This window comes from Paenibacillus sp. J22P90, from assembly GCF_059692195.1.
In genome coordinates this window covers 630,520-649,845 of the sequence record NZ_JCAUAY010000001.1, presented here as the reverse complement: position 1 = coordinate 649,845, position 19,326 = coordinate 630,520, and the positions used below count along the sequence as shown (strand labels likewise).

Sequence of the window (19,326 nt, the reverse complement as noted above, 5' to 3'; positions counted from 1 at the left end):
TATTGGATCTTTCACCCATTTTTTTATGAAGTTTTTAGAGCCTCGCTTTTACTTATGTAAGTCATGGCGTTTGGAATATTTTCCATATATAAGCAAATAATACTGTAACACTGCTTCTAGGAGGTATGCCATGAGCAATTATTTGGAGATCATGCGCCAACAATCCCAATTAAATCGTGATCTGAAAATCGAACCTATCCAGTTCGGATCCGAGTGCATTTGGATGATAGGATATGAATCTGTTGTAAATTGGCAAGAAACCCTCCTCTTTATATGGAACGCTGGGATAACACCTGCAACCACCTTCAGCGACATGCAATCGCGATTGGCAGGCAAGGAATGGAACCCCGAGGTAATGGATGAACTTATCGAAGGGCGGATCGCTTTTATCCATCCTCATGGAGAACATGCATTTAGTTTTCAGGGTAAACCGGCTTCATTAGCCAGGGCTTTAGACAAACCGGAAAACGAATCCATGCCATTTGCCCCAAATATCGCCTTTATGGAGCCTTTAACAACGAATATCGGACTTCTTCGCAAAGCCATCAATTCTCCGTTGTTAGTAGCGGAAGATGTGCAATTTACAGGCGTAATAAAAAAAGAAGCCTCTTTAATCTATCTTTCAGAGCATGTAGATAAAGACCTTTTGCATCAAGTCAAACTTGCTTTGCAGAATGCCACAGACCAGAATGTACGCAGCGGGCAAGATGTCATGCGAATATTCGGATGCAATCGAATTCACTTACTGGCCCCATTTTATAAAACAGAAGTACCTAACCAGGCCATATCGTCGATGTTGAATGGAAGAGTACTGTTTCTGATGGATGGAGAACCCGTGGCCTACGTACTCCCCATGCTATTTATCGATTTTATTGCCTTAGAGTGGGATAAGCAATTACCGTTACTCATCATGTTCGCTCTGCGATTTCTACGTCTACTCAGCTTGCTGATCGCTTTGCTGATACCTGGACTATATGTAGCTCTAGTTTCTGTAAATCCAGAGACGCTGCGAATCGAGCTTGCCCTCTCAATTGCAACGAGCCGGATCGGAATCCCGTTACCTACATTTTTGGAAATGCTGCTATTGCTAATTATTAGTGAAATCAGTATTGAAGCGACACAACGATTACCTAAAAGTATTGCGGCAGCCAATACGTTAATCGGCGGAATCGTTCTTGGAACAGCGATTGTCGATGCAAAGTTGGTGAGCAGTCTTGTCATCATTGTGTTATCTGCTTCCGTAACTGCCAACTTTGCCTTCCCCAACTACATTAACACGTTAGTCATTCGAGTAATGAGGTCTGGCATTGTCGTGATGTCCGGAATTTTCGGGATCTTTGGCATGTCTGCAGCTTTTCTAGCCATCTGTTTATATGCCTGCAGTATACAACACTTCGGAGTTCCCTTTATGAGCTTTCTAGATAACAGAAAGCTTGACAGTAAATCATAAGGAAAGCAGTGATTCAGTTGAACCCTCGATGGATTCCAAATATGACCGTCCCTCTCTTTTTTATAGGAACACATTGCAGCTTTTACTTTCTCTTATATCCTAGAGCGCTGCTGCATACAACCAAATATGGTCATTGGGAACCAGCTATTTTTAACATGCTCATCGAGTTAATTCTACTGGTCATTATGCTAAAGGGATTGAAAAAAGCAGGAAATCAGGATTACGCAGATTTATTTCTGCCCCTTGGTAGATGGATTAGTACAGCTCTGCTCTTACCTTTAATTGGTTATTTTCTCCTTATCGCGATCATGGGGATTCGCGGCTTTGCTGAACTGATGATCATTATCTTTGTAGCGCGTTCACCATTATATGCCATTTTGATCATGCTTGCTTTAATTACGTTCTTGGGGGCATCCATTGGATCTCAGGGAATAATGAGAGCAAGCACTTTAATGTCAATCGTCTATATACCAGTCATCGTATTTGCCCTACTGTCATGCATAAATAATTCAAAAATAATGAACGTTTTTCCGCTTGTGAACGCGAGCTTTGACTTTTTGCAGCATGGAAGGTTTCTTACTCCCTTATTTTCGATATGTCCTTTTATTCTTCTGGGGATGCTGCCTCCTGTTTGCAAGGTTCGAATGAAGCCTATTCTACTTACAATGCTTCCTATAACTGTGCTGTATATATCCGTTATTTACACGCCTATTCTTGTATTTGGGGTCAACGCTGCAACGCTCATGAATTTCCCATTAGTGACAAGCATCGACTCCGTCAACATTACATGGTCCATTTTTGACCGAATATCGTTGTTTTACGCTGTTGCGCTACTCTCCTTAATTATTTTAGTATGCTCGTTTGCACTATGGTCTTCTGCTCTTCTCTTTCATAAAATGGTACCGACTTGGAAGGAATCGTATATCAGATCCTTCCTAATCCTATTGATCTATGTTGTGGCTTTAATTATTCCGAATTGGGATTGGTATATTGAAATTTACAACTTCAATACTTGGATTCGAATCTCTATTTTTATCCTTATACCCATTGCCGTTTATGTTCGAGGCCGATTCATTGAAAAAGAGAATAAGAAAGCTGGTTATCTACAATGATCCGTAAGATGCTGACTGTAGTTCTGATGCTCACCAGTACTTTGCTGTTAACCGGGTGTTGGGATATCAAGGATGTCAATCATCGTGTACTCCCCATCGTCATGGGCGTATCCTACGGTAAAACCAAAAAATACAGAATTCATGTTCAAGTTCCTTTTCCAGGAGAACGGGGACTAACTTCCAAAGTTTATTACAAAGAAGCTGAAACAATTAGTAAAGCGCTGACTGAAATAGACACGGATATTGAAGCAGGCATCGATTTCATGCATTTGCAATTGGTCGTTATCGATCGCAAGGTTGCCGAAGCGGGGATTCAAGAAGTGATCGGATTCATTATGCGGAGCCAAAAAATACCTTCGAAATCCCTCCTAGCCATAACCTCAGAAGAAATAGGCGAGTTTCTAGATCACACAGGACAGAAAATCCAAACTGATGGGAGTTCGCTATTAAACTTTTTCAACAAAAATGCTGGTTGGAGCCCTGAGATCAATTTAGCCTACCTGTGGAAAACCTTCGGCGCTATCCACTCTGACACCGAAGATGTTACGATCCCGATTCTTCGTTCAGGGAAATCAACCATGCTGGAATTTCTGGGCTCTGCGGTTATGGAGAAAGGTAAAATGAAGGGGGAAATTAAAAAAGAGCAATCCCTATTAATTAATTTATTCGAGGAATTGTTTCAAGGCTCTGTTGTTCAAGTCACCAATCAGGCAAGTGTGGCAATTATCCGATGCAATAACCGCTTACATGCCGTTTGGCGGGATCAGCATCCCGTGCTCCAGATGAACATGCATCTGTCCTTAGAGCTTATTGAAAATAATGGGAAACTTAATAAAGACCAGATTGAATTGGCATTCTCCCAAGATCTAAAGACTCGATATGAGGAATTGATCAGGTTGTTAATAACGCTCGGATCCGATGCTTTGGGTACTGGGCAATATTTCAGAAGTAAGTTGCCCTTCGATCAGCTTCCAAAATGGCGTGAAACGTATTATCCTACACTGGAAACCGAGTTGACGATTGAAAGTAACATTACCAACACTGGAGATATAACTGAGAATTGAGTCCCTCTGAACTTCAAGCTAAAAAAGGCTTAATCTAGTAGTTAAAGGCCTTTCCTAGTAGTTCGTTAAGTTCATATTATAATAGAAAGGAGGGAACATATATGGAAGCTGCTATGATGAACAAATTTAATCAAATTCGAGTACGAAAAAGCGAGACGGTTGTTAACATCGACAATCCGTCCGGCTTCCCTTTAATTGGTAAAGGAAAACAAGGAGCTGTTTTTCAAATCGATGAGCATCGTTGTGTTAAAGTGTACTATCGCGAAGAAAGTTGTCAACAAGAGCTACATGGCTTAACACTGGGTGGACAAGCGGGGATTTGTCCAAAAGTGCATTTTTGGGGCAGTAATTTTATTGTAATGGACTATTTGACTGCTCCAAGCCTGTATGATTATTTGCAGCAAAATGCTTTGTCTCGATCATTAGCCGCAAAAATTTTCAAACTGCTGGATACGTTTGAGGAGGTCGGATATAATCGTTTTGACCACTCTGCGCGGCATATTTTTATGATGCCGGATGATAGCATGAAAATCATCGATGTAGTCCACGTGATTAAGCCGACTCCAGTTTATTTCGCGCAAAAACTGATTTCGGACATGGGACAATACGCTCAGGATTTTATCAACTATGCACGTGAGATCAGTCCAAAGTGGTACGATCATTGGGTAAGTCAACCGGATTTTGAACAAGTTATGAGCATGATCAAAGAAAAAAATGCGGATTCGAACGACAACGACTAACTGAAAAACACTCGTTTTACGCGACGTAAGCCGCATAAAACGAGTGTTTTTTCACTGATAGGAAGGATATTATGAAGAACCGCATAATTTCTTGAATTTCACTAAGAGGTCCGGTAATTTATTTCTTGCGTTGATTAGATGCGATAGCAAAGCTTCTCTTTCCGCACCTGACACATCCCAATCCTGAGGAATCGAGAACACAACCTGCTTGATAGCTTCATCAGACAAAGACAGGATACGCACCAAATAATCATTCAACTCGCCCTTATCTTTTAAAAGGGAGTAACACCATTGGTGAACCTTCAAATTCAAATTCATCTTCGTGTTTTTCAGCGTTTTTATGGTCCAATTCGAATCGGCAAAGCACCGTCCATGATCGATCATGTAAAAGTAGTGTTCACTGGCACCTATCGGCTTTAATAGTGTGTTTTTCTCTTTGCGATCCGTATTGCTGAGCCAAAGGTCAAACAGAATCACCCCGGCAAGTATTTCCCGATTGTGGATCTGTGAGCTGTCTTTTTTGAAAAAATCAGGGGTAAGATAAGTGCTACCTTCAATATACTGACTAGCGAACTGAGTGCCGGATTTAAATTTACTTTTAACCAATTCAGGGATCGCCTTGATGAAGTCATTGGAAACAGGGACGACTTGAAACGGAACTACAGGCAGAGAAAGAAGCTGCCCTAAGCTTGCCGCTACATATTCGTTAACCAATACTCTTGTTCCGGTTGGGTTATTTATAAATTTAACTACATAGCTCATCCCATCGCTAAACTGGATCAATTGGGGCTTCGCATATCCTTCCGGCATACAGCCCCTATGTTGAACAGGAACTAAATTAAGATCCATAACCACTATCAACTCCCAAGTCAAATGATCCTTCGAAATGTGTCAGCGTTAATCCGATACAGACACCGTGGCCGAAAATGGGGGATCGGGGAATATTCCATTTCACATCCGAAGTTGTTGGATATACCCAAGTAAACAGGTTTCCGGTTCGAATGCCCCGTTTCCCCCCCTCTGTACAGGAATCTAACGAAGCCCGTCCCTCCCGTATAATTCGCAGGTAGTCGGTAGACATTCCAATATCGAGCGAAAGCGGCAAAATGGAAGGAGGAATCTGCTCATACCGGATACTGACCCGGCTTTCATTCTTGTTTAACAGGAACCGTTTCTTTAAGCCATACGCGGGACTGTTGACCTGCCTATTCACAAGTACCAACTCGGCCGGGGAGTCTTCTGCTGAAGTAGCACTTTCGATTTCATACACATCATGCTCGTATCCATAATCTGCGAGTGCTCCTGGATGATTCATAGGCGTATCCATAAATCCGTTCAGTTCTTCAAGCAAGTTCCAATCGTCCGTCGGATTGCCAATAAACATCCTTCCTACCTTCTCTTTGAACGAAAATGCATATAGAATTCGCCCACCGAACGCAGGACTAATGACCACAGCTAAGTCTTGGTTGCGCAAAATCACTTCTTCGTTTCCGTCCTCGTCGAGATCCTTTACCTCCAGCTGCAGAAGTCCCGCACTGTCCGTATCTTGCTCCCATTCAGCTGCCTTCAGCAGTACATAAGCTGCGCGGGCATGACTCGCTAACGCGCGGGCCCAAGGAGCTGGGGAGGCGTCCTTCCAGGATACTCCCGGGTCGTGCCAGCCCGTTTCATACGTGGAGGCAAGCAAATGCTTGATCGCCAGATCGATGATCAAGGATGGCGTAGCCTGCTGTTGTGAAAACGCGAATACTCGCTCCCAAGCTTTCTCAAGCATTTGCTGATAGGAAGCCCACGCAGCCGAGTCTGCCCAACCGGAGTAATCCTCTCCGGCACCGAACTGCTTCGCCAGCTCCATGTAGGTGCCCGGGCCAACGGAGCGTGACGGCCAGTCCGTACGTTTGTTGAGCCAACTTCCAAACAGAACCGGCTCAACATCCTGCCTGTTTTTCAGCCAGTTCAAAAACAGCTCGTAATATTGAATAGATCGGGGATCCCACATAGGAGGAATTCCTGCCGCCTTTTCCATATCATCACCGTAGATGGCGATCACATCCTCCCCACGGTCAACCTCCTGCCGCAATTGGGCCATTAATTGATCCAGCTTCTCTTCATTTAAAGTGGTATGGAAAGGTATATTCAGTCTCATCTCCGTAGAGATGGGAAGAGCAAGCAAACCGTTGGAGCCTTTCACCGAATATGGCTTGTATAAGCTTGGATCGAAACGGCGCTGTTCGTCGAAGCTGGTCCGTTCATCCCCTTGCAGAAACAAACGGTCATCCGCCAAAACATACCGGTATCCACCGTTGCCAAGCGCCGAATTCGTTACTGTTTCAGCAAGCCGTCCAGTGTCCCAGACCCGTTCAGGAATCCAAAGCCCCTTTACTTCGGACATGCTTGGTCCTAGCCAAGCTTTATATAACCGCAGTTCTTCTTCCAATTGGAATCGGTTGAAATCACGGCTAAACAGCGTCATTATATTTTGCGAGTAGGTTGAACCCACCATTTCCACCAATCCAGCCTTCCACAAATCGGATATCTCCTCCAGAAAAAGCGGATCAAACCAAGCGCACGCTTCGATTAAGGTGCCGCTGATATGAAGGTGAAACGGAATGTCATATTTGCTATGAAGTTCCAATATGGCACGCAGTCCCGCCGATCCGTCCGTCGGCCCGATCGTTTCCACAATGCCTGGACGATTCAAATATCCATTCGTTATCAAATACTGGTTCGCATGATGGACAATAGCAATGGGAATTCGGGCGGGTCTCATTCTAATGCACTTCCCTGCAAAGAAAGCTCACATTCTTGAAGGAACGGATCAACGATGTGCAGGGCTCCAGTCTTACATACACATAGTTCATAGTGGAGACTTTCAAATAAAGAACGGGAACGGCATTGAAATAAGCGCATTAGGAAGGGCTGGTGTTCCGATTCCGGAATCCCGGTAAGGTAAGTATCAATTAACATTTTCACGACCGGCTGAAAGTATCGGAAATCACCTTTCTTATAAAATGCGCTCAATTGAATTTGGCAGGCATGATAAGCTACATCCCAAGCTCTGTCTCCGACAAAATGGTGGTCAAAATCAATTGCCGTCACCTGATGTCCGTCCCAAAACACATTTTTAATATGAAAATCTCCGTGCAGCATGGCTAAGTTTTCATTCTCGGCTGTTACAGGATGGAGAATCAACTGATCGACAAGCGCTTGGAAAGCTGCCTCCTTTTCCGGGACGACCTTGGTCAACTCCGTGATTAAACGGGTAAAATCCACATCCGCCCTCGTTCTTCGGAGCTGCTTGATCTGCATAAGCGGGACTTGGTGCAGTCGTTTTAACCAGATTGCCACATGGTAGGCGGCATCAACGGCTTGGTCCGTTTCGTACATCCAATCCCTGATGATTTTCCCAGGTGCTTTAGACATAAGCAGCAGATTACAGGATTGAAGATAGGCAATCGGGCGTACGATCGTATAGTCAACTTCATCATTCATTCCGTTTGCCCATAGATGCCGCATTAATCGGTAGCCTGCAATTCCTTTTTCCGGGTCCGAGAATATCTTACCAATGACGGCTTCCTGAACAACCTCACCATGTTGGTTTTGATACGTTACCGCGTATTCCAAAATCCATTTTTTCATTTTGGGTATACACGCTACTAAGGAATACGATAAAACATGCCTCGGTTCATCTATAAAATCTGCCTCATAAGCGGCAATGATCTCCTCCATAGGGAGAATAGGATAATCAATGTTCATGGTTAAGGCTCCTTTTTATCAACATGTGCACACCACTTCGAATAGAGCAGAAGGGTTTGGTTGGCAATCGATTTCCACGAAAAGCGCTGTATTTCTTGAACTCCCTTTTGAGCTAAAGATTGCTGTAAGACGGGATTGTCTAATAATGTGAGAATGGCTTTGGCCAATTGTTTCGGGTTCCCCGGTTCCACAAGGCAAACACTTTGGACGATTTCACTAGCTCCAGTAGTCGTTGTGATGATTGTTGGAACCCCCGAGGCCATAGCCTCTAGCACTGTAATTCCGAAAGGTTCCGAGATTGACGGAAGTACATAAATCTGGGCATCCTTATAGCATTTCTGAAGCTGTTTCCCTTTCACAGTGCCAGTAAACGTTATATACTCATCGATTTTCCATCGCCGCGCTTGCCGGCGCAGGGGCCCCAGCAAGTTGCCGTCCCCTGCGATCATAAAGCGTGTCTCTCTTTCAGCAAGAATCATCCGAGCTGCCTTCAGGAAATCACCGGGTCCCTTTTGGCCAGTCACTCTTCCTAAAAATAGAACATACCCTTCGGTTGTTCCGTAATTCCGATCCTCTGCCAAGCCTTGAAATGAGGAGGCATGAATACCGTTATAAATCACGGAGACGGTGCTCGGGTCGGCGCCGTATTTTAAAACCAAGCTTTCCTTCGTACGGGCAGAAACAGTGATTGTATGGGTTGCCGCTTGAAACGCTGCCTGCTCGATAGCTAAAATTCCGGGGTGAGGAGGAAAGCCGGCCGCCCGGTCATACTCTGTAGAGTGAACAGTCCAAATTAGGGGAATTCCATACAGTTCTTGGATTCGCATCGCTGCATAAACGCCCATCCAATCGTGTGCATGAATCACATCTACTCCCTGCGGTTGAAAAACTTCCTCAAGGCGGGCTCTGAACGCATGGATACTCTGCCAAACCTTATTATCTCCATCGGAATAAGCGGACGATTGCTGACCGATTTCCAAACGGTGCATAACCATCCCCTCCGGGATTTGAAATACCGCATCCCCATCAGTCGGGAGATAATAGTCAATACACACCCCTTGTTTGACCAGCTCTTCAACCAGTGATTGGCAGTGTACACCCAGTCCTCCTGAAAATTGCGGAGGGAATTCCCAGGCGATCATAGCAATTTTCATCGAGAATACCTCCTATTGCGATTTCTTTGGCATATATTTCAACAACTCAGGATGGTTGATCCATTGTTCGTGCAACTCGGGATCCAGAGCCTCCACGTGTTGGAGAAATGCGCCAGTCCACGTCCCTAACCCTTTCAGCAGCTTCTTAGGGGGATAATCCGCAGAGACAGCTTTATCACTGATATTGACAACCTTCATAGTCCCGTCCGGCATGACATAAATGTCCTCAGGTGAATGACCCGATCCCCATCCCAGTTCTTTAGAGACGGTCATTAACTGAAGCAGACTGCTTGTAAACTCCCGTGAAAGTCCGTTCATCTCCAAGTAGCTGAGCACTGTCGGGGTCTTCATGGCTTCCATCACCAAGAAGGTTGGGCCAAATGAGTAAACATGAGGCGTAATGCCATAGCTTGCCCCTTTTTGAAGAAGGGTGTATTCCTCTTCTGCTCTTCCCTCTTTGGCATAAATCTTTACGATACGCTTCTCATCCAATTGAAAGCTTGCGCTCTTTTTTCCAATAGTGATCAGTGGCAGATCTGTCGGGTTTTCTACAACTAACTCTTCAGTCGGATCCACCCGGTCCACTTTGATTGATTTGATTTTTCTGATCACGGTTGCCTCCATAAGCTTTCTCAACTCATTCATCATCGAAAACATACCTATCATCCTCTCTTCTGTTTAACCGGTTTATTTGATATTTTTTTGTTGAACAGTTTTTTTACAAATAAATAGAATCTCTCCAGACCATACCCTCCTTTTGTATGATTAAACTTACATAGTAAGCAGTCCCCAGCTATTCCTGTCTTACCCTGTTACTATAAAATATGATTAAGATTTTATTAAGGAACGGCTAATCTATTAATCTATATATCTATTTGTCTTTATCAGCGCAAGTACAGTTAACGAAAAAAAGCTACCGAGAATAAATCCTGCGGTAGCCTGTTTTATGTGATTATGGTAACTTTTTTGATTTTCAATGCACTTGTGTAAAATCCTCAGACAACATTAAAAGCAAGATACCCTGACCGTAACCTTCCATCCGATCTTGCGCAATGACATTGTATTCCCCAGCATGATTTTGCACTGCAGTACCGGCGGAAACTCCCTTGAAAACCCCATTCCCATCAACGAATGCCAACGCTCCTCGCATCGCCATTTCCCCCATGCGGGCATATTTCATGTCTACGGCCCCTAGACGTATACCTTTGCTTATCGCATAAGAAATTCCCGCTGCCGCAGAAGTTTCCAAATAGGTGCCTGAATCCGTGATAACTGTACTCCACAGACCAGATACATCTTGATTGGCTAGTAGACCTGCTAACTGGCGGTTCAATGCGTCACGGATGTCGCTTCGGGCTTCATGATCCTCAGGCAGCATTTCCAATAGTTCTACCGAAACGATAGAAGCCCAAGCATTGCCTCTGGCCCATTGGCAGCCAATCACACGATCTCGCTTCTCGTCCCACCCGTGGAAAAAAAGGCCGTTCTCTGCTTGCAGCATCTCGATGTGAACTCGGTATTGCCGCACCCCTTCGGCTACGGCCTCAGGCAGACCGAACATGAGACCCGACTTGATCAAGAATAGCCCTGCCATAAACAAGGTATCCACCCACATTTGCCCGCCAAATTTCGTTTCTTCCAGCGTATGTTCATAAGCCCCATTGGACAATCGCAACGCTCGATTCAATAGGAAATCAACGCGAGATAGAATAATCTTTTTATAACGTTCATCACCTTCCAGTTGATACAATTCCAGAAGCGCAAAACATGGCGCAGTGGCATTTACGGTCTCATACACATGACCTGCGGCCAATTGTTGGTCAATCCATTGATGGACAAAGGGCATAATCCGATCTTGACGCTCTTTTTTCCACATCGTCACTAAGCCATAAAGCGCAACTCCCTCACTCCAGTTCCATTCCCGAAGGGGCATTCTTAACGTACCCTCTATCACACGTTCCATAATCAAAGACCTAGTTCTTGACATACGCTCGATCCCACCTTGTCAGTTATTTAATGTTCCGCACTTATAAATGGCAGTCTATTCACATCAAACCCGGTAACAGAGAGCTGACGGTTTGCTGGAATGGCTCCGTTGATCTCCACATATTTGATTCCTTCACTTGCGGGGCTGTATTCGCAGGCAAGTGTTACGCCTCTTCCCTGAAAAGAAGTTCGACGGAGCGTAGTCTGCCGAGAATGCACATGGGCAGAAGCTTCATCGAGAATCTGGGCTTGGCTTGCTTCCACCCGGAACTTGTTAAAGCTTCCGACCTCTGACTCACTGGCTATTTCCGTTACAAACCCATTGCCAGTTAGGACGAATACCTCAGGATCAAAATCCCTGCTCTCGCCTTCATAATTGTAATATGAAAACAACAAATAACCGTTAGCCTTCTCTACCTTCAACGCAAATTGGCGTCCATGATTCGTTAAAAGGAGTGGATGGAAAGCCATGTACACAGGTCCATCCTTCACATAGACGGAAATGGGTTCGACACTTTCTCCGACTAGGTCCGTAAGTTTGCGTTCACCAATCCAGACTTCATCAGGATCACCATACTGGCACGGAAAAATAATGGATAACTTCATGCTGCTAACTTGAAGACGGCCCATCTGCTTTGGTTTATAGAGAACCATCGCCGTTCCCTTCTCCTGGATGGCCAGTTTACGTCCTTCGTCCCATAACAAGCTATCTGCCGAAGTGGAAGCCATCCGCTCATACGTATTCGTTTGACCAGGCATATGCTCATTCAGCAAATATCTAGCGTAAACAGCACGTGTATCCTTCTGTGACGTTGCCTGCGGAACTCTGCGATACATCAGGTGGAAGGAATCCGTTTGTACGCCGTTATGAAACTCATGCGTTGAAGTGCCTAGGGCATAATCTTCTTTCATATAGGTCGTTATTACGCCGATCCCAGCAGGATACTCCTTGATATCTGCCTTCAAGAGCAGATTTCCCTCTGGTACGCCACTTGTAGCGGCATCTGTGGAGGAACTAAATTCGTTTGTACCGATGACCTGATACGGATACATTTTATTTAGGGCATGTTGGACAAGCTCTGTCGGACAATGGTAGGTCGTATTCAATACATCTGCGGCACTTACGTGCATGAACGCCGCACTATGATGGATCACTTCGCCGAGCTCGCCTTCTTTTGAAACAAATAATGTATTGCGCAGGTTAATTGGCAATTGATCACCAAGCAGCGCATATAGCGCAAAGCGAGAATGATGCGTATGCCCAACAGAATCAACCGTATAGGCGCGAGAATAGGGACCTGCCACCTGAGAAGTCGGCACATGGAGATGACTGAGTTGATCAACCCAGATACGCTCCTCGCAGGCCAAAGCAATACGTTTGAGTTCACCATCTTCCAAATAATTGGATATTTCCGCCAAAGCGCGCAATTGCACGCCTGTATAGGTTGGACTGTTGAACTCCGTTGCAAAGCCGCGTCTCGACAGAAGGCTTTTCAGTTGATAGAGTCTTTTGGCTCCAATTGCTTCGATCTCCGGGAGATTCAGCATCCTACCGCCAATCAGAGCAATAAATGTGCTCATACATGGAAAATTATCGTTGACACCAACAAAATCCATATCAGCGCCAGCACTGTTGTGTATGATATGTTCAAGATAGCTATAGAGTTTAGCATGTACCTGATCGGTCAGATGTTCGTTGTATTCGTTTAAAATTTGAATCGCTGTCATAGGAGCAAAGTGGCAATGCTTAAACGGGGTAGATTCGATGATGAGGTTAGCCATCTTCCTTGCTTCCAAAGATTCCGAGGCTAGGAATGACCGAGCAAACCATAGCCGTTCCCGCATACCGCTCACACCGCTAGATCCGTGATAGGTGCCCATCTGATCAAAATCCGTTAGATGATATTCCACCAGCAAACGATTGATTTCTTTAGCCCGAGTTCTCTGCCCTTCGATATCATAATAACTACTCATCATCTATCCTTCCTTAAGCGCGTATTTTTGTTGAGAATCGCGATATTCACCTGGTGTCATGCTCTCCAGCTTCTTGAATACGCGAATCAACTGTTGGGCATTGCTGTATCCCACTTCTTCTGAAATCTTGGCAATGCTGAGCTCAGACTCAACCAGTAACTCCTTCACACGCTCGATCCGATAGCGAATTACATAATTAATGAATGTATCTCCTACTTCCTTCTTGAACACTTGACTTAGATAGGAAGGACTAACTCGGAAATAATCGGCAACAAACTGCAGGCTCAAATCTTGGGCATACCGATCCGCGATAAATTCCTTGGTTTGCTCGATCATTCCTTTGGTGCGGTTTTTACGCAACGTTCGAATAAAGGCAATAATCGGGATAATGACGCTGTTCTTGAACCAGTCCTGTATGGTTTTGGTGCTGTCCAATCCTACTAGATCTGCATATGGGTTATGATTGCCAAAAACATGTGTGAGATTATCGTCATATTCCTGAAGCACCCTGATGATGGACACGAGAAGCTGCACATAGTAGGTTTTCATCAATTGGAAGGCTATGCCCTCATGCTCCAGATGAGTTGCAAAACGATCTAACTCTAAGCATGTTCCCTCATCATTCCCATCTCGCAACTGCTCAAGAAGCGATTTCTCATATACGGATGGGTAACTAAACGTTTCGTTTAATGGGTAGGCAGCATCTCGATACGAAATAACTTCGTTGCCATGTTTAACCCAATTCGCTTGGATCGTCTTGAGTGCATCATTGTAAGACAACGCGACATTATGCAAGCTATCGACTGTCCGGCCTATAGAAATAGTTACCGACTGCTTGAGATAGGTCTCAACTGCGTACCGGATCGCTTGGGCTAATTCCATCGGCTCCTTATCTAGCGAGGCTTCCTGCAAATTTAATAAAATGACAGCATGTCGCGCCGTAAGTACCGTCTCTCCAATAATTTGATTCTTCATTAGTTCGTTCGAAATGTTGGCTACTGAAAATAAAAACAACCGAGCATCCTCACCTGTGAACCTTGCTCCATCTGTGGGTTCATCCATTTCAATTACAAGCACGGCGAAGAATGGTGCTTCAAAGAGTGGACGGACTTTAGGATTCTCGGGAGGCCTGCTATGTAAATCACCGAAAAGGACGGACAATAAAAACTGCTCTCTTAGTAGCGGCAATTGCTCTTGCCACTCGGCCTTTACAACATCCACTTCATCTAAAAGTCCGGCAATACGATATTCGATCTCATCCACACGGTGTTCATATGAGAACGCTTGCGGCAAATTGGACGAAATCGTCTTTGTACCTCGCCCCTCACCGAACAACAAATTACTGATACGCCTGATCCCGCGCTGGAACACATTATAGCTAAAGAAAGATACTAGTAGAGCAGCAAAGCATAATACGAATGTCGACAACATGACAAGCCGCTTTAATAGCTCCACATTGTGCATCGTTGCTTCCGCTGGAATGAGCATCGCATAGGTCCAACCATTCAGCCCAGACACCTCATATTGGGCGTACATCTCATCGCCGTGCAGTTTAAGCCACGGAGATTTAGGGTCGAGTTTTTTCGTTGCGTCAAAGATCATTTGAGATTCAGAATCCGTCATATTCGCAAGAGGTCCGCCTTGGGATATCAACGTACCGTCAGGGGAGAATATGAGCAACTTCCCCTTTGCCCCAAAAGGATAAGAACTCACACTATTCACTAAGGATCCCGTATCAATATTAACGATGAGCGCAGCCTTCACTTCTGTATAAAAAAACGGTAACAGTCTTACATAGGTTACAACCTCTTTCGAAGAACCTGGTGTTTCTGTTATCGAGCGAGGGGTAATCCAAAAGCTTAACTTTCGTTGTTCCACGGCTTCAGTAAGCGCAGGAATCCAACTTTTATCCGTAAGTTGACCATCTGTTACATTCGTAATCCGATAGGATCCTCCAAGAATAATCTGTTGTGTGGCATGGTATAAATAAACGGAATGAAGTGCCGGAACCGAGCTAGTAAAATTTGAAATATCGTTGATCAGGGTATTGGTTTGTGTCATTGATCCTAGCGATGGTGAATTGGTGACTTTCATAAAGTCCAACACATTCGATTGTTGAGAAAACTGAGAGCTGAATTTTTCAACTTGGTCTACAAGCCGATCCATCTGATCACGAACTTGTGTGATCGCCATTTGGGAAGAACGGCTCACTTCTGATTCTACGATTCGACTGCCGGTTACATACATGGTCGTTCCGAAACCAAGCACAGGAATAATAGAAATAACAAGGAGCACGACGATTAATTTCTGACTGAACATATGTCGAGCCCATGTGAGTGCACGCATGAAATCACCATCCTTCATTATGAATCAATGGATATACTTACCATACAATACTCATTATAAAGGACAGCACGGACGAATGAACAGCATGAATGAATAGCACCTATGAACGCAAGAAAGGAGAAGGACTCAACATCAACTTCTCCCCCCGTGCCCCACTTAGAAACGTGCTACTTTTTCATGCTCGTATATAAGTCATTAGCTTCTTTTTCCAATTGCGTACCGCCCTTTTCATTCCATTGCTTCACAAAATCATCAAAATATGAGACAGGCTTGTCACCACGAACGATTGCCGCATAAGTATCTGTTTTCAGCTTAATGAGATCTCCCCAATACTTCCCTGAAGATGGCAAGCTGTCCGATTTACCGAAGATATCATTTACCGGGTGGTTATATAACTTGAACGTATCTAAAAGGGTTTTATTATAATACTTCGCAATAATATCTATATTTGCTTGAGCTGCCCAAGCTGTCGTACCGTTACTTAAATCAATGATGCCTTCCGCCAGAAGCTTAGTCCCATCATCAAAAGGTGTAATCCTTTTCAACCCAGCGCTTGGTCCTGCAGCAGCATCATTATAATCCCAGTGTTTCCCCTTCTCACCCCAAGCTAATGCCAACCAAACTTCTTCATTATTTTGAATTTCATCCATGATTTGAAGAGCCTTTTGCAATTTTTCAGGGGATTTCTCCAATTGTTTGCCAAAAGCCCATATATTCCCCGCAGTTCCCCATGCCCAAGCGCCTGTTTTTCCTTGTGGACCTTTAGGAGGAGGACCAAAGGCCAAAGTACCATTAGGATTCGCTTTTTTCAGCGTGTTAATCGCGGAGTTAGGGTTAGCTGCATCCAAGGTACTGACGTGTGAGCTATCATTGAATGCATATTTTCCTTGGGTAAATTTAGGTCCCAAATCTTGGCCAGTTACGAAGTCAGGATCAATAAAACCTGCTTTGTACCATTCAGCTAGTTTCGTAAGCGCTTCCTTCGCTTCTGGCTGAACAGCACCATTCACGACTTTACCGTCTTTCAACATCCATTGCGTTGGCATAACGCCATAGGCGCCAAAGATCGAATGGAATTGATTATAGTAAGAGTTACCACTTGTACTCATGCCGTATACGCCCGTTTTTTTCAATGCAGCAAAGGCTGTTGTGAATTCGTCAATCGTCTCTGGGACTTTATCAATTCCCGCTGTTTTCAATAGATCCGTACGCCACGCTTGCTTAGCGCTGAATTGACCCGTGAAATAGAACGTCGTTAAACCATAATTTTTCCCGTTCACATTGCTGTAATACCAGCCTTGAGGCGCTTGTTTATCTAGGTTAGCTTTCGTTCTTGGCGCATATTTCTCTAACGTCGCGAGCGGTACTTCTGCAAGCAATCCTTGAGATGCATACTTGTTCAACTCGCCGGGATCAAACACGAACATGATATCTGGAATATCGCCAGAAGACAATTGCAGTTGAAGTTTTTGTTTGTAATCAGCATAAGCTGTCGTATACACTTTATTCAATTTAACGTTGAACTTCTTTTCCAAATACTGAGATGCATAATTTGATTCCGTCGAGACGCCTGGGTAATTGACCCAATTCAATGTAATCGGTTGGGCTGGCGTTGCAGCTGCACTTGGAGGTGTGCTTGAACCCGCAGCCGTTGGTTGTGAGACTGTTTCCTCTTTACCGCAGCCTACCAGCGTCAAGCTTGCTGCTAATAGCAAAGCGCTGCCTTTCATCCAATTGACCCTTTTTTGTCTAATCATCTTTTTGGCCTCCTCATTATCTTTCATAATAATATGTCAAGTCTATTTAGACCACATACCCGCATGCTTAGAAGCATATTTTTTTAACCTTTTACAGAACCCATCATTATTCCCTTTACAAAGAACCTTTGAATAAAGGGGTATGCCAATAGAATCGGGAATGAGATCGTTAGGATCATGGCAGCTTTCAAATTTTCAGGCGTGACCTTGGTTACTTCCACTAAGTTATACTCTTGAGCTAGATTCACATTTTTATCGATAACGCGATGCCTCAAATATAACTGAAGAACTTCCCTAGACTTGCTGTTCGTATAGATCATCGCATCAAACCATGCGTTCCAGTGACTGACGACGACCCACAGTCCAATAACGGATATTACAGGAGCCGAAAGCGGAATGACGATACGTGCGAAAATCCCCCACTCCGATGCGCCATCCATCTTGGCTGATTCCATAAGCTCAGCAGAAATGGACTGGAAGAAATTACGCATCACAATGACATTGTAAGCACTTACAGCAGACGGTAAGATAAGCACCCAAAAGGTATCTAGTAAGTGCAGCTGCTTCATCAACAAGTAAGTCGGAATCGTACCACCGCTAAACATCATACTAAAAACGAATATCTTCATTATAGAAGAGCGGAGCGGAAATCCTGGCCTTGAAATGGGATAAGCGGTCATAGCGGTTAATACAATGGCCACAAATCCGCCGACACCGGTTCTAAGAATCGTATTCGTGTAGGCAACTACGAGTTGGGGATCACTCAGCACCTTACGGTAAGCGATTAATGTAGGATGAAGAGGAATAATTTGAAATCCCGTTTTATAAATATCAGCAGCCTCACTAAGTGATACGGTTAACACGTAGAGAAATGGATAGAGGGTAACTAACCCAAACAGGCATAAGAGCACCAAATTCACATTCTCAAATATTCGCTCACCTTTGGTTCGATGCATAGCGTATTGGTTCTCCTTTCCTAAAAGCAATTTCTTACCACAAACCTTGTTCTTTATCGTACAGTTTAACCAGCCAGTTTCCTGTGACAACCAGAAATAATCCAATGACTGAAGTAAATATCCCAGCAGCCGCACCAAGCTCATAATCCATGCTCAACAAGCGACGCAACACATAAGTATCCAGAATATCCGCTGCTGACGAATTCGTAGGCGTAGTCAGGTTGTAGATTTGATCGAAACCGACCGAAAGGAAATGTCCGATATAAAGCAAGAGCATAATGATAACAGTCGGCATGATGGAGGGAATCGTGATGTTCCATATTTGCCTAAACCGATTAGCTCCATCCATAACAGCTGCTTCATACAGCGTCGGATCAATGGAAGACAGCGCGGCAAAGTAAATGATGGAGCCCCAGCCTACGCCATGCCAAATGGCAGAACCGATCGCTACGATATAGAATTTGTTCGCATCCAGCATCCAACCTACTCGATCCATTCCCAATGCTTGCAACACTTGGTTGACGATACCGTCTGATCCAAGGACAGTGAATAGAATGCCCCCGAGAATAACCCACGAGAAAAAGTAGGGCAAATAGGAGACCGTTTGAATGACTCTTCGTGCCTTCTTTTGCCGAACTTCATTTAATAGGATAGCTAAAATAATTGGTGCTGGGAAAATGAAGACGAGCTTCAGAACCGCGATGATCAACGTGTTATAGAAGGCTTTGTTAAAGTCAGCTCCAGCGAATAACCTATGGAAATGCTCTAAGCCTGCCCATGGGCTCCCCCATATCCCTTCAAGAAGCTGGAAATTTTTGAAGGCAATCGTAACCCCATACATGGGGATATAATTGAACAAAATGAATAATGCGAAGCCAGGAATAAACATGAGAATCAGCGAACGATTCCGTATGAGGGAATGAGCGAATAAGATTAATTTACTCGTTGGTCGTGCAGTTGATCTTACTTGGTTACGATCTTTACTCATGAGTACTGCTTGCCGATTTCTTAAGCTCAAACAATTCACCTCG

The 19,326-nt window shown here is 44.3% G+C and carries 15 protein-coding genes; 4 read left to right on the top strand and 11 right to left on the bottom strand.

Annotated elements, in window-relative coordinates:
• Positions 1-130 precede the first annotated feature (130 nt).
• From AC58UX_RS02445 to AC58UX_RS02430, 4 genes are all read left to right on the top strand, one after another.
• Positions 131-1,450: a spore germination protein gene (locus AC58UX_RS02445; protein WP_497249371.1), complete on the top strand. Its 1,320-nt coding sequence runs from the start codon at positions 131-133 to the stop codon at positions 1,448-1,450.
• Between the two features lie 41 nt (positions 1,451-1,491).
• Positions 1,492-2,562 carry a GerAB/ArcD/ProY family transporter gene (locus AC58UX_RS02440; protein WP_497249369.1) on the top strand — a complete coding sequence of 357 codons (1,071 nt, stop codon included), beginning with the start codon at positions 1,492-1,494 and terminating at the stop codon, positions 2,560-2,562.
• Between the two features lie 8 nt (positions 2,563-2,570).
• Positions 2,571-3,626 (top strand): Ger(x)C family spore germination protein, encoded by a 1,056-nt coding sequence (locus AC58UX_RS02435; RefSeq protein WP_497249367.1) that lies wholly within the window; start codon positions 2,571-2,573, stop codon positions 3,624-3,626.
• Between the two features lie 101 nt (positions 3,627-3,727).
• Positions 3,728-4,366, top strand: a complete 639-nt coding sequence (locus AC58UX_RS02430; RefSeq protein ID WP_497249365.1) for a hypothetical protein — start codon at positions 3,728-3,730, stop codon at positions 4,364-4,366.
• Positions 4,367-4,435: 69 nt separating this feature from the next.
• Here AC58UX_RS02430 and AC58UX_RS02425 read toward each other — a convergent pair whose 3' ends face one another.
• The 11 genes from AC58UX_RS02425 to AC58UX_RS02375 all read right to left on the bottom strand — a co-directional run bounded on the left by AC58UX_RS02425 (position 4,436) and on the right by AC58UX_RS02375 (position 19,313).
• Positions 4,436-5,215: a HipA family kinase gene (locus AC58UX_RS02425; protein ID WP_497249363.1), complete on the bottom strand. Its 780-nt coding sequence runs from the start codon at positions 5,213-5,215 to the stop codon at positions 4,436-4,438.
• Positions 5,205-7,136 (bottom strand): polysaccharide deacetylase family protein, encoded by a 1,932-nt coding sequence (locus AC58UX_RS02420; RefSeq protein WP_497249361.1) that lies wholly within the window; start codon positions 7,134-7,136, stop codon positions 5,205-5,207. Before AC58UX_RS02420 ends, AC58UX_RS02425 begins: the two co-directional genes overlap by 11 nt.
• Positions 7,133-8,122: an aminoglycoside phosphotransferase family protein gene (locus tag AC58UX_RS02415; protein ID WP_497249359.1), complete on the bottom strand. Its 990-nt coding sequence runs from the start codon at positions 8,120-8,122 to the stop codon at positions 7,133-7,135. Before AC58UX_RS02415 ends, AC58UX_RS02420 begins: the two co-directional genes overlap by 4 nt.
• Before the next feature lie 2 nt (positions 8,123-8,124).
• Complete coding sequence (locus tag AC58UX_RS02410; protein ID WP_497249357.1) at positions 8,125-9,276, bottom strand: glycosyltransferase family 4 protein; 1,152 nt, start codon at positions 9,274-9,276, stop codon at positions 8,125-8,127.
• A gap of 12 nt (positions 9,277-9,288) precedes the next feature.
• The gene (locus AC58UX_RS02405) at positions 9,289-9,921 is read right to left on the bottom strand and encodes a hypothetical protein (protein ID WP_497249355.1); all 633 of its coding nucleotides are present in this window, start codon (positions 9,919-9,921) and stop codon (positions 9,289-9,291) included.
• 328 nt (positions 9,922-10,249) lie between these two features.
• Positions 10,250-11,263: a glycoside hydrolase family 88/105 protein gene (locus tag AC58UX_RS02400; protein ID WP_497249353.1), complete on the bottom strand. Its 1,014-nt coding sequence runs from the start codon at positions 11,261-11,263 to the stop codon at positions 10,250-10,252.
• A 26-nt stretch (positions 11,264-11,289) separates the two neighbouring features.
• Positions 11,290-13,236 (bottom strand): DUF8769 domain-containing protein, encoded by a 1,947-nt coding sequence (locus tag AC58UX_RS02395; RefSeq protein ID WP_497249351.1) that lies wholly within the window; start codon positions 13,234-13,236, stop codon positions 11,290-11,292.
• A gap of 3 nt (positions 13,237-13,239) precedes the next feature.
• Positions 13,240-15,582, bottom strand: a complete 2,343-nt coding sequence (locus tag AC58UX_RS02390; protein ID WP_497249349.1) for a helix-turn-helix domain-containing protein — start codon at positions 15,580-15,582, stop codon at positions 13,240-13,242.
• A 167-nt stretch (positions 15,583-15,749) separates the two neighbouring features.
• Positions 15,750-17,339: an extracellular solute-binding protein gene (locus AC58UX_RS02385; protein ID WP_497249347.1), complete on the bottom strand. Its 1,590-nt coding sequence runs from the start codon at positions 17,337-17,339 to the stop codon at positions 15,750-15,752.
• A gap of 83 nt (positions 17,340-17,422) precedes the next feature.
• Positions 17,423-18,295: a carbohydrate ABC transporter permease gene (locus AC58UX_RS02380; protein WP_497249345.1), complete on the bottom strand. Its 873-nt coding sequence runs from the start codon at positions 18,293-18,295 to the stop codon at positions 17,423-17,425.
• Between the two features lie 34 nt (positions 18,296-18,329).
• Positions 18,330-19,313 (bottom strand): ABC transporter permease, encoded by a 984-nt coding sequence (locus tag AC58UX_RS02375; protein WP_497249343.1) that lies wholly within the window; start codon positions 19,311-19,313, stop codon positions 18,330-18,332.
• Positions 19,314-19,326 lie beyond the last annotated feature (13 nt).

What these genes read in the sequence shown, in the direction of transcription:
- AC58UX_RS02390 (WP_497249349.1), bottom strand. Translation starts at nt 15,582, where the DNA reads ATGCGTGCACTCACATGGGCTCGACATATGTTCAGTCAGAAATTAATC.
- AC58UX_RS02420 (WP_497249361.1), bottom strand. Translation starts at nt 7,136, where the DNA reads ATGAGACCCGCCCGAATTCCCATTGCTATTGTCCATCATGCGAACCAG.
- AC58UX_RS02385 (WP_497249347.1), bottom strand. Translation starts at nt 17,339, where the DNA reads ATGATTAGACAAAAAAGGGTCAATTGGATGAAAGGCAGCGCTTTGCTA.
- AC58UX_RS02440 (WP_497249369.1), top strand. Translation starts at nt 1,492, where the DNA reads ATGACCGTCCCTCTCTTTTTTATAGGAACACATTGCAGCTTTTACTTT.
- AC58UX_RS02445 (WP_497249371.1), top strand. Translation starts at nt 131, where the DNA reads ATGAGCAATTATTTGGAGATCATGCGCCAACAATCCCAATTAAATCGT.
- AC58UX_RS02380 (WP_497249345.1), bottom strand. Translation starts at nt 18,295, where the DNA reads ATGCATCGAACCAAAGGTGAGCGAATATTTGAGAATGTGAATTTGGTG.
- AC58UX_RS02410 (WP_497249357.1), bottom strand. Translation starts at nt 9,276, where the DNA reads ATGAAAATTGCTATGATCGCCTGGGAATTCCCTCCGCAATTTTCAGGA.
- AC58UX_RS02415 (WP_497249359.1), bottom strand. Translation starts at nt 8,122, where the DNA reads ATGAACATTGATTATCCTATTCTCCCTATGGAGGAGATCATTGCCGCT.
- AC58UX_RS02400 (WP_497249353.1), bottom strand. Translation starts at nt 11,263, where the DNA reads ATGTCAAGAACTAGGTCTTTGATTATGGAACGTGTGATAGAGGGTACG.
- AC58UX_RS02435 (WP_497249367.1), top strand. Translation starts at nt 2,571, where the DNA reads ATGCTGACTGTAGTTCTGATGCTCACCAGTACTTTGCTGTTAACCGGG.
- AC58UX_RS02405 (WP_497249355.1), bottom strand. Translation starts at nt 9,921, where the DNA reads ATGAATGAGTTGAGAAAGCTTATGGAGGCAACCGTGATCAGAAAAATC.
- AC58UX_RS02425 (WP_497249363.1), bottom strand. Translation starts at nt 5,215, where the DNA reads ATGGATCTTAATTTAGTTCCTGTTCAACATAGGGGCTGTATGCCGGAA.
- AC58UX_RS02430 (WP_497249365.1), top strand. Translation starts at nt 3,728, where the DNA reads ATGGAAGCTGCTATGATGAACAAATTTAATCAAATTCGAGTACGAAAA.
- AC58UX_RS02395 (WP_497249351.1), bottom strand. Translation starts at nt 13,236, where the DNA reads ATGAGTAGTTATTATGATATCGAAGGGCAGAGAACTCGGGCTAAAGAA.